Genomic DNA, 11,173 nt, shown 5'->3' with positions numbered 1-11,173 from the left:
GCAGAAGGGGCCCTCTCCGCATCGGAGAGGGCCCCTTCTGCTGTCGTGCGTGCGGCTGTGCTAGCGCAGGCGTGCCATCAGCGCGTGCTCGACCAGGGTGATCAGCGCCGACTTCGCGTCCGCCCGGTGCCGGGCGTCGGTGGTGATGATCGGGGTGTCGGGGCCGATCTGGAGGGCCTCACGGACCTCGTCCGGGTTGTACGGCTGGTTGCCGTCGAAGCCGTTGAGGGCGATCACGAAGGGCAGACCCGAGTTCTCGAAGTAGTCGACCGCGGGGAAGCAGTCGGCGAGACGCCGGGTGTCCACCAGGACGATCGCGCCGATGGCGCCACGCACCAGGTCGTCCCACATGAACCAGAAGCGGTCTTGGCCGGGCGTACCGAAGAGGTACAGGATCAGGTCCTGGTCAAGGGTGATACGACCGAAGTCCATGGCGACCGTCGTAGTCGTCTTGTCTCCGGTGTGGGTGAGGTCGTCGATGCCCGCGGAAGCGGACGTCATGACGGCCTCGGTACGCAGCGGGTTGATCTCCGAGACGGCCCCGACGAACGTGGTCTTGCCCACGCCGAAGCCACCCGCCACCACGATCTTCGCCGAGGTGGTGGAGCGGGAAGGACCGCCGCTAGAGCTTGCGAAGTCCACTGAGCACCCTTTCGAGCAGTGTCACGTCTGGCTGGCCGCCGGCGTTCTCGTCGCCGCCGGGCTGATGGATGGCGACCAGGCCCGCCTCCGCCAAGTCGGCGACGAGGATCCTGGCCACGCCGAGAGGGATCGTCAGGAGGGCCGAGACCTCGGCCACCGACTTGATCTCACGGCAGAGGTTGCAGATCCGCTGATGCTCGGGCAACTGGCCCTGCATCTGGTGCGGCTGCGCGGTGGTGTGCACCAGCGCCTCGATGGCGAGCTGGTAGCGCGGGCGCGTCCGGCCGCCGGTCATGGCGTACGGGCGCACCAAGGGGTTGGACGACGACCCGGCGGGTGCCGGCTCAGGGGCGCGGCGCTGCGGCTGCACCGGCTGGATGCGCGGCGCCGGCGGCTGGTCGTACGGAGAGGGCCCGGGGCCCTGCGGGGCGTACGGCTGCCGCTGGCTGGGCGTGGAGGGGAAGTTGTACCGGTTCCGGGAACCGTCGCCATGCCCCTGGCCAGGGCCGTACGACCAGTTGCCCGATGACGAACCGTCTGGGGGTGTTGCCACTTTCTCTCCTCCTCCGACCGTGCCTGGCACCCATCTTGTGGAGCCGCGTCCCGAAACCTTACGGCCACGGGACGCCAAAACGCACCGACTGTCTGTTAGTTGAGCAGGCTGCCTTGGAGCTCCGCGCGCAGATCCGGCGTCAGGACCGTACCGGCACGGTCCACCAGAAGCGCCATCTCGTACCCGATGAGGCCGATGTCCGCCTCCGGATGTGCGAGAACTGCGAGTGAGGAACCGTCGGAGACGGACATGATGAAGAGGAATCCCCGCTCCATCTCCACAACCGTCTGGTTCACGCTGCCACCCTCGAAGATGCGGGAGGCGCCTGCCGTCAGTGACGTCAGACCGGAGGCGACGGCCGCGAGCTGGTCGGCGCGGTCGCGCGGGAAGCCTTCGGACATCGCCAGAAGGAGTCCGTCGGCGGAGACCACCACCGTGTGCGACACCCCGGGGGTGTTGTCCACGAAGTTGGTGATCAACCAGTTCAGGTTCTGTGCCGCCTGGCTCATCGGGCTCACACTAACGCTCCTGGTTGTAGGTGCTGTCAGGACCACTGTGGTGATTCCTAGTGGCCTGGCCGTTCGTTTCGCTTCCCGCGCTGCGCCCCCGCTGGACACCGCGGCGCAGGTTGCTCAGCCTGCCCCGGACGTCCTCGGGAGCACGGGAGATCTGTGGACCTCCCTGGGGGGTGGTCTCAGCGGCTCCCTCGACCAGGTTGGCCTTGGGAACCCGCCTCGGCAGGCCGGAGGAGGTGACCCCGCCCGCCTTGGGCTTCCGGAGCTGCGAGGCCTGCTGCCAGCGGTCGTCGTTGGCCGAACGCCAGCTGCTGTCGCCGTTGCTCTCCGGCGTGGGGGCCGACGGTTCCTGCCGCGCGGGCCGTCCGCCGTTGCTGCCGCTCGCGCCGGATCCGCGGCGGGGGAGCCCGGCGTCGGTCATTGCGTGGGCGGCGGAGGAGGCCGGTCCCGGACGGTCGAAGCCTACGCGGTCGCGCTCGTTCGAGTCATCGGCCTGCGCAGATTCCGTTTCCGGAGCGTACTGGTCCTGGTAGCCGTTGCGGTAGCCGTTCTGCTGCGGCCAGTCGTCCTGGTGGCGCCGCTGCTCGAAGGCCGGGAAGGACTCCGAGGCGGGGGCGCTCGGAGCTGCGGGCTCCTCGCGTACCGGCTCCGCATAGGAGGTCTCGGGGTAGCCGCCGCCGGACGAGAAGGTGTCGTTCTGCTGCAGGCCACCGTTCGGCGCGTAGTACGTGTCGTCGTACGACGCCCGCTGGGGCTCCTCGTACGCAGACCGCTGCTGCTCCTCGTACGACGTCTGCCGCTGCTCCTCGTACGACGGCTGCGGGTCGTACCCGGCCGGCTGCTCGGGGAAGCCGTTGCGGCCGTCGTAGGCCGGTTGACCGGTGAAGTCGTCGTACCCGGGCGCCTCGGGGTTGTCCGGGCCGTGGCTCTGGGCCTCCAGGGCCGCGCGGCGCTCCTCGCGCATCAGGGAGCGGCCCACCGGGTCCAGGTCGCGCAGGTCGTCCGGGACCTCGGTGTAACGGCTGTCGTCGAAGCCCAGCTCGGCGGCCGTGCGCATCGGCGGGCCGAAGCTCTCGCCACCCTGGAAGTTCTGCTCCGGGATGATCTGCGAGACGGTGAACTCGTCCTGGGACGGCTGGTGCTCGCCGCCGCCGCCGTGCGTGATGGCGTCGGGCAGCATGACCAGCGAGGTCGTGCCGGCCTGCTCGCCGGAGGGGCGCAGCTGGACGCGGATGCCGTGCCGGTCGGACAGCCGGCCGACCACGAACAGGCCCATGCGCTGGGATATCGCGGCGTCGACGGTCGGCGGGTTGGCCAGCTTGTGGTTGATGTCCGCGAAGTCCTCGGCGGTGAGGCCGATGCCCTTGTCGTGGATCTCGATCATGACCCGACCGTCGGGGAGACGGGTGGCGGTCACGCGAACCTTGGTCTGCGGGGAGGAGAACGTCGTCGCGTTCTCCAGCAGCTCGGCGAGCAGGTGCACGAGGTCGGTCACGGCACGGCCGTGGATCTCGGCCTCGGGGACGCCCGACAGCTCGATGCGCTCGTACTGCTCCACCTCGGAGGAGGCGGCGCGCAGCACGTCGACGAGGGGGACCGGCTGGTCCCAGCGGCGGCCGGGCTCCTCGCCGGCGAGGACCAGGAGGTTCTCGCCGTTGCGGCGCATACGGGTCGCGAGGTGGTCCAGGCGGAAGAGGTTCTCCAGCTGGTCCGGGTCGGCCTCGTTGTTCTCCAGGTCGGTGATCAGGGTCAGCTGGCCCTCGATCAGCGACTGGTTGCGCCGCGACAGGTTGGTGAAGATCGCGTTGATGTTGCCCCGCAGCAGGGCCTGCTCGGCGGCGAGCCGGACGGCCTCGCGGTGGACCTGGTCGAAGGCGCGCGCGACTTCGCCGATCTCGTCGCGGGTGTTGATCGGGATGGGCTGGACGCGGGTGTCCACGCGGCCCGGGTCGGTGCGCGAAAGCTGGTCGACCAGCATCGGCAGGCGCTGCTCGGCGATACCGAAGGCGGCGTTGCGCAGCTGGCGCATCGCACGGCTCATCTGGCGGGCGACCATCCCGGCCAGGATGAACGCGGCGAGCAGGGCGACCACGACGACGGCACCGGTGATCAGCGCGTCGCGCTTGGCGTCGTCCGAGATGGCGGAGGCCTCGTTCACCGCGGTGTTCGCGAGGTCGTTCTCGATGTCGCGGTACGCGTTGTACTTGAGGGTGTTCACCGCCCACCAGTTGTCCCTGGTGACGCCCTGCGCGGCGAGGGCCTGGCGGTCACTGGGGTCCGTGGAGGACAGCTGCGCGATGGCCGAGACCATCGCGTTGTCCTTGGTGGGCGGCGGGACGTAGTCCGGGTTCTTCTGCTTGGCGGCCGCAGCCAGGGCCGCACCCTCGGCCTTGATGTCCTTCGAGGCCTGCACCAGCTTGGCGTTGTCCGCCTCGGTGCCACCGCTCTGGTACTCCTGGATGGCGATGCCCTCCAGGTAGGCGTACGACGACAGGGCGACGCGCTGCTTGGCCAGGTCGTCGGCCTTGGGACCCGGCTGGGTCAGCATGTGCATACCGATGGAGCGCTGCAGCGAGAGCGCGCCCTTGGTGAGCGAGATGGCGTAGACCGTACGGCCGTAGCTGGTGATGTTTCCGGTGCCGAGGCCCAGCTCGTTGGAGAACTCCAGCAGTCGGTGCTCGACCCCGACGTAGCCCTCTTCGGTGTCCACGCCCCTGAGCTTGCTCGTGTAGGCGGCCGCGCGGAGCTTGGTCAGGTCGGGCTCGACCTCACGGAAGCGGTCCAGACGACGGACCAGGTTGGGCCGGTCCGGCATGTTCTGGGCGGCCTCGTCGAAGGCGTCGGCGGCCTTGTCGGTGATGTCGCGGGCCTTGACGACCGTCGGGTCGTCCTCGCCCTTGCCCGCCAGCAGGGGCGCGGCGGTCTGGTCGCGCTCCTCCAGCAGAGCGTCGCCGTAGGTCAGGGCGGCGGCGACCAGGCGCGCGGTGTTCTCCGCGTCCTCGGCCTCCTGCCAGGTGTCGATCGAGCTCTTCACCTGGAAGCCGCCCATGACGAGGCCGACCATCACGGGTATGAGCAGGATCGCGTTCAGCCGGGTCGGCACGCGCCAGTTGCGCGGGGAGAGACGGCCGCCGCTCGGGGCCGGCGTGGCCGTTGGTTCCGATCCGGGCACATGGGCGGGCGCCGCTCCGCGCGGCGGCGGGGTGAAGTTGCCCCGGGCCGACGGCTCGGGACTGCTCTTGCTTCGCCTCACTCGACCAACAACCTTCCGGCGGGGTCGGCACCTACGTATGTGCCGCTGTGTCTCAGAGCCCAGTTCGCCATCGAGTACGTAGTACCGCTGAGTACGTCTTTGACTATTGGGCAGTTCTCGCATTCCAGCACGTCGGCCTGCGCTCTTCCAAACAGTGGAAGTCGAGGATTCCGCATGATGTAAGCCCTAGATAAAACGGTCATAAAGAGCGAGCCCCGTCAAAAGACGGGGCGTTTGTGCGCGCAGCGACACCGCTTGACCGCGACGAGTGGCCGTACCACCCGATTCCTCTGCCGAAACGTTATGAACAACGAAGCCGACCGTGTCAAAGGCCACAGCCGGCTCCGGTACATCTACGACAACTGCCGTATGAAGCTCCTGACTTGCGCTACCGCAGCCGGGCCATCAGGGCGTGCTCCACCAGCGTGATCAGCGCGCTCTTGGCATCGGCCCGGTGCCGGGCGTCAGTGGTGATGATCGGCGCGTCCGGGCCGATCTGCAGCGCCTCGCGCACCTCGTCGGGCGTGTAGGGCTGGTGTCCGTCGAAGCCGTTCAGGGCTATGACGAACGGGAGCCCGCTGTTCTCGAAGTAGTCGACCGCGGGGAAGCAGTCGGCGAGACGGCGGGTGTCCACCAGGACGACGGCGCCGATGGCGCCGCGCACCAGGTCGTCCCACATGAACCAGAAGCGGTCCTGGCCGGGCGTACCGAAGAGGTACAGGATCAGGTCCTGGTCGAGGGTGATACGACCGAAGTCCATCGCCACCGTGGTGGTGGTCTTGTCCCCGGTGTGCGTGAGGTCGTCGATGCCCGCGCTCGCGGACGTCATGACGGCCTCGGTGCGCAGCGGGTTGATCTCCGAGACGGCGCCGACGAACGTGGTCTTGCCCACGCCGAAGCCACCCGCCACCACGATCTTGGCGGAGGTGGTCGCCCGACCCGGTTCAGAGCTTGCGAAGTCCACTGAGCACCCTTTCGAGCAGCGTCACGTCCGGAGCGCCACCGTTGTTCTCGTCGCCACCCGGCTGGTGAATGGCGACCAGGCCGGCCTCCGCGAGGTCCGCGACGAGGATCCTGGCCACGCCCAGCGGCATGGAGAGGAGCGCGGACACCTCGGCGACCGACTTCACCTCACGGCACAGGTGGCAGATGCGCTGGTGCTCCGGGAGGAGTCCCATGAGCGCTGCCGGGTCGGCCGTGGTGCTGATCAGAGCCTCGATGGCCAGCTGGTAGCGCGGCCGGGTCCGGCCCCCGGTCATCGCGTACGGACGAACCAGCGGCTGGTCGCCCTCATCCTCGTACGGCTCCGCGTACGGATCATGAGAGGCGGTGGGCGGGGTCATGAATCCTCCGGGCTGGGACAGCAAGTCGGTCAGTCAAGCCGTCTGGTAAGGGGCCAGTGGGGGGATTGTGGCGGCCGGACGGTGATTTGGTGAGACGGGTGGATCCGGGGGCGATCAGTGGAGCAGACTGCCTTGGAGCTCGGCGCGCAGGTCCGGGGTGAGTACCGCGCCCGCGCGGTCGACCAGCAGCGCCATCTCGTAGCCGACGAGGCCGATGTCGCATTCGGGGTGCGCCAGGACGGCGAGGGACGAGCCGTCCGAGACGGACATGAGGAAGAGGAATCCCCGTTCCATCTCCACGACGGTCTGGGCCACGCTGCCGCCGTCGAAGATCCGCGACGCCCCCGCCGTCAGTGAGGTCAGACCCGACGCGACGGCCGCCAGCTGGTCGGCTCGGTCGCGCGGGAAGCCCTCCGACATCGCCAGCAGCAGACCGTCCGCGGACACGACGACGGTGTGGGACACACCCGGGGTGTTGTCCACGAAGTTGGTGATCAACCAGTTGAGGTTCTGTGCCGCCTGGCTCATCTGGCTCAACTAACGCTCCTGCTGGTGAGTGGGGTTCGGGAAGCTGCCGGTCTGGCCGTTGTTGACCTGGCGACCTTGCGCGATACCCCGACGGAGATTGGTCAGCCGACCGCGTACGTCGTCAGGCGCACGCGAGACCTGCGGACCGGCTTGGTGCTGTTGCTGCTGAGCCGTACCCGGGACGAGGTTCGCCCTGGGGACCCGGCGCGGCAGGCCGGAGGTGGTGACCCCGCCCGCGGCGGGCTGCCGGACGCGTTCCGCTTGCCGGACGAGGTCGTCGTTCGGCGAGCTGCGCCAGGCGGTCGATGCGCTCCGCTGGGGAGCGGAGGACGGCTGAGGGGGCGCCGCGGAAGCCTGGGGTTCCCGCGGAGCGGAGGCCGGAGCCTGGCCGCCCGCCTCGGGCTGCTGCCCCTGCGGACCGCCGTGGAACCAGTTGGTCTCCAGCGTGTCGTACAGCGGGGTACGCCCGTCTCCGGGACCCGTGGCCGGCGGCAGCGCCTCGGGCTCCTGCCGCGCGGGCCGCTGCTGCGGACGCTGCGGGGCCGGGGGCTGCGTGGTGCCGTAGCCGGAACCGCCGCCGTAGGTGCCGTTGACCTGCGGCCGCTCGAACTGTCCGGTGGAGTCCGGGTTCTGGCGGCCGGGCAGGGCGTGCTGGCCCGTGGAGCCGTTGTCGTAGGCCTGCGGGGCGGGGTACTGGCCCGTCTGCGACCCGTTGTTCTGCCCGCCCTGCGGGTTGCCCTGGGGCCGCTGGAACTGTCCGGTGGAGTCCGGGTTCTGGCGGTCGGGCAGGGCGTGCTGGCCCGTCGAGCTGTTGTCGTAGGCCTGCGGGGCGGGGTACTGGCCCGTCTGCGACGCGTTGTTCTGACCGGCACCCGCGGAGCCGAAGACGTCCGAGCGGACGAACTGACCCGTGCTCTGCGGGTTGTACGAACCCGGCGAGGTGGCGTCGAAGTCCGGGCGGGGGAACTCGGAGGCCGAGCCCGCGCCCTGACGGTCGTCGATCCGCGGCATACGGGAGGTCTGTGCGGAGTCCTCGTCGTGCCCGCGCGGGGTGTCGAGCGAGGCGCGCGGCACCGGCGGCTGCGCGTTCTCGTCGCTCCAGCTGGGGCGCGAGGGCTGGCTGCCGCCCGGCAGCTCGGCACGCGGGCCACCGCGCGGCGGCAGCTGCGGCTGACGGCCACGACGGCCCTTCTCGGCGGGCGGGTTCTGCTGCGACGAAGAACCGCCCGGACGGGACTGCTCACGGCCGGAGCCGCCGCGGGAGCCGCCGAAGGCGTCCTGGCCGGCACTGAACGGATCCTGACCCGTGCCCGCGGCCTGCAGCCCCTGCGGAGCCCCCGGAGCCTGGCCGCCGAATCCGGCACCCGCACCGGCGGGAGCCGGTCGGCCCTGCGACGGCGCGCCCGGACCCTGGGGTCCACGCGGTGCGCCGGGGCCACCCGGAAGTCCGCCACCGTCACGCCCCGGCAGTGCGGCCCGCGGTCCCTGACCGGCACCGAGCCGGCCACCGCCGGACGCACCGGCACCGAGCGCACCGCCACCCGGCGCGCCCGCGCCGAGGGAGCCGCCGCCGGCCTGGGCCTGACGACGGGCGGCAGCCGCACCGGCGGCGGCCGCCGCTGCGGCCGGGCCACCGGAGGCACCGGGACCGCCCGGGCCGGGCTTGCCCGGAGCGGGCTTCTTGCCGCCCTGGGCGACATCGACGGGCAGCATGACCAGCGCGGTCGTACCACCGGAGTCGGAGGGGCGCAGCTGGATGCGGATGCCGTGCCGCTGCGACAGCCGACCGACCACGAAGAGGCCCATGCGGCGGGAGACGGAGACGTCCACGGTGGGCGGCGAGGCGAGCCGCTCGTTGATCGCGGCGAGGTCCTCGGGGGAGAGGCCGATGCCGGTGTCGTGGATCTCGATCAGGACGCGGCCGTCGGGCAGCGCGTGACCGGTGACCTTGACCTTGGTCTGCGGGGAGGAGAACGACGTCGCGTTCTCCAGCAGCTCGGCGAGCAGGTGCACGAGGTCGTTGACGACCCGGCCGGCCACTTCGGTGGTCGGCACGGAGGACAGCTCGATGCGCTCGTACTGCTCCACCTCGGACGCGGCGGCGCGGAGCACGTCGACCAGCGGGACCGGGCGGGTCCAGCGGCGGCCGGGCTCCTCACCGGCGAGGACGAGGAGGTTCTCACCGTTACGGCGCATGCGCGTCGCGAGGTGGTCGAGCTTGAACAGGGAGGACAGCTGGTCCGGGTCGGCCTCGCGGGACTCCAGTTCGGAGATCAGCGAGAGCTGGCGCTGGATGAGGCCCTGGGAGCGGCGCGAGAGGTTGGTGAACATCGCGTTGACGTTGCCCCGCAGCAGGGCCTGCTCGGCGGCGAGGCGGACCGCCTCGCGGTGCACGTCGTCGAAGGCCGCGGCCACCTGGCCGATCTCGTCCCGGGAGTGCACACCGACCGACTCGACGGAGGTGTCGACGTCCTGCGGGTCCGACTCCGACAGCTGCTTGACCAGCTCGGGCAGACGGTCCTGGGCGACCTTGGTGGCGGTCTCCTCCAGGCGGCGCAGCGAGCGGATCATGGAGCGGGCCACCACGAAGGCGCCGACCAGCGAGACACCGAGCACGATCAGGATCAGCGCGCCGGAGATGATCGCCTCGCGCTCCGACTCGTTGCGCAGCTCGCGGGCCTTCTGCTCCATGTCCTCCAGCAGCGTGGTCTCGATGGCCCGCATCTGCTGGATCTTGGTGGTGCTGTCGTCCACCCAGTCCTTGTAGGAGCGCTTCTCCAGGTCGTCGAGGGCGTTCGGGTTGCCGAGGGCACGGGTGGCGTACTTGTCGCTCGCCGTGATCGTCGGGTTGCCCTTCTCGATCGACTGCAGCAGGTCGGCGGCGCCCTGGATGCCGTAGATGCTCCGGAAGCTCTTCAGCTCGGAGCGCTGGCTCGTCAGGGCCGACTCGGCGTAGAGCCGGTCGTTCTCGGAGAGACGGCCCGCGGTGTCGTTGTTCGCGGGCAGCGCGGCGGCGAGGGCGGCGCGCTGGATGGACGCGTACTCCTTGGCGGTGGAGAAGGCCGCCAGGGCACGCGTGCTCTGGATCATCTCCGGGTTGCTGGTCGCCTCCGCCATGTCCTGCGAGAGACCGAGCAGGTTGGTGATCAGGCGGTGGTAGGCCTCCACGGTCTGCGTGGAGTTCTGCTTGGCCTGGTAGGCGGTGTTGCGGATCTTCGCGATGTCGCTCAGGTCGCCGACGAGCTGGACGAGGTTGTCACGGACGCCCTTGAGGTTGCCGTCCTTGCTGCTGTCGTCGATCTCCTCGGACGCCTCGATGAAGCTGTCCCTGGCCCGGTCCGTCTTGTCCCGGTAGCCCTTGACCGTGTAGTCCGTCGCCTTCGCGCCGTGCGCGAGCGGGCCGGCGGACTGGTCGCGCTCCTCCTGGAGCGCGGCGGCGAGCTCGGTGGCCCGCTTGGTCATGTCCGTCAGCAGCTTCATGTTGTCGAGCTGCTGGATGTCGTCCATGTTGTCGCTGATACGCAGAGCGCCCAGCGAGGTGGCCGCGACCACCGGGAGCGTCAGCAGCGCCACCAGACGCGTGGAGATGCGCCAGTTGCGCAGGGCTATTCGCGCGCCCGGACCGGTGGCGGACTTGGGGGCCTTCTTCGGCGGTGGGGGCGTGGAAGCGCCGGTCGTCCCCGGGGAGGCCGACACGGCGGGGCGCCCGGAGCGCTCGCCGCCGTCGACGGACACGGCCGGGCCCGGGTTCTGGGCGTGCTGGGGCGAGGGACCTCGGTCGGTCCCGCCGTGCTCCGGCTCCGCCGAAGCGCTGCCATCCCTCTTGAAACGTCCCTGCACTAGCGTCGCAACCTCTGGACCAGGCGCCCCTCCGCGTGAACGGACGGACACGGTGTCGGCGTATTGGGGAGCGTCCTGAACACGCTCCCTGATGGTCGTGAGTGACCGGCGCTGGCTCCCCCTTCTCGCCGCCGCACGGCGCTCGATGCGCCCCCTGTGCGCCGGCTCGATCCTGCGGCGGTCCGTGAGATTCCAGCACAGTGCCGGATCTCCAACAAGGCCCGTATGTCGAGCCGTGACATACGTGACACCACGTGATGGCGAGATTACCTGCCGTAGAAACTTATCCCGTCCATATCGGACTTTTGCCCGCGAGCTGCTCGGGCGCGGGAGGTGTCCCAGTCGCCATGATCAGGAGCGGAATGATGGCTTCAGGGGGGCAATGTCCGTTTCATGGGGGTGAATTGCGGGCCCGAATTGCCCGATTCGTGCGCAGAGTCGTGAGCAAACTCACATGCAGAACACAGGGTCTGCGCGGCTGTGGAGGGGAACACCGGGT

8 protein-coding genes are annotated in these 11,173 nt (G+C 70.0%); all 8 read right to left on the bottom strand.

Annotation, left to right across the window (positions count from 1 at the left end; genetic code table 11):
• Nucleotides 1-60: 60 nt before the first annotated feature.
• The 8 genes from ACWGDB_RS17240 to ACWGDB_RS17205 all read right to left on the bottom strand — a co-directional run bounded on the left by ACWGDB_RS17240 (nt 61) and on the right by ACWGDB_RS17205 (nt 10,674).
• Nucleotides 61-642 carry a GTP-binding protein gene (locus ACWGDB_RS17240; protein WP_026248371.1) on the bottom strand — a complete coding sequence of 194 codons (582 nt, stop codon included), beginning with the start codon at nt 640-642 and terminating at the stop codon, nt 61-63.
• Nucleotides 623-1,195: a DUF742 domain-containing protein gene (locus ACWGDB_RS17235; protein ID WP_328878990.1), complete on the bottom strand. Its 573-nt coding sequence runs from the start codon at nt 1,193-1,195 to the stop codon at nt 623-625. Before ACWGDB_RS17235 ends, ACWGDB_RS17240 begins: the two co-directional genes overlap by 20 nt.
• 95 nt (nt 1,196-1,290) lie before the next feature.
• On the bottom strand, nt 1,291-1,704 hold the full coding sequence (locus tag ACWGDB_RS17230; RefSeq protein WP_005479603.1) for a roadblock/LC7 domain-containing protein: 414 nt from the start codon (nt 1,702-1,704) through the stop codon (nt 1,291-1,293).
• Between the two features lie 10 nt (nt 1,705-1,714).
• Nucleotides 1,715-4,963, bottom strand: coding sequence for a sensor histidine kinase (locus tag ACWGDB_RS17225; RefSeq protein ID WP_453823191.1), 3,249 nt, complete (start codon nt 4,961-4,963; stop codon nt 1,715-1,717).
• A 388-nt stretch (nt 4,964-5,351) separates the two neighbouring features.
• Nucleotides 5,352-5,927 (bottom strand): GTP-binding protein, encoded by a 576-nt coding sequence (locus tag ACWGDB_RS17220; protein ID WP_030051303.1) that lies wholly within the window; start codon nt 5,925-5,927, stop codon nt 5,352-5,354.
• Complete coding sequence (locus tag ACWGDB_RS17215; protein ID WP_003997626.1) at nt 5,908-6,306, bottom strand: DUF742 domain-containing protein; 399 nt, start codon at nt 6,304-6,306, stop codon at nt 5,908-5,910. Before ACWGDB_RS17215 ends, ACWGDB_RS17220 begins: the two co-directional genes overlap by 20 nt.
• A 114-nt stretch (nt 6,307-6,420) precedes the next feature.
• A complete protein-coding gene (locus ACWGDB_RS17210) occupies nt 6,421-6,834 on the bottom strand; it encodes a roadblock/LC7 domain-containing protein (protein ID WP_093910158.1) in 414 nt (137 codons plus the stop codon).
• Nucleotides 6,835-6,843: 9 nt separating this feature from the next.
• A complete protein-coding gene (locus ACWGDB_RS17205; protein ID WP_453823190.1) occupies nt 6,844-10,674 on the bottom strand; it encodes a nitrate- and nitrite sensing domain-containing protein in 3,831 nt (1,276 codons plus the stop codon).
• Between the last annotated feature and the right edge of the window lie 499 nt (nt 10,675-11,173).

This window comes from Streptomyces sp. NPDC055013, assembly GCF_053608645.1.
This window is presented reverse-complemented; position numbering and strand designations above follow the sequence as displayed.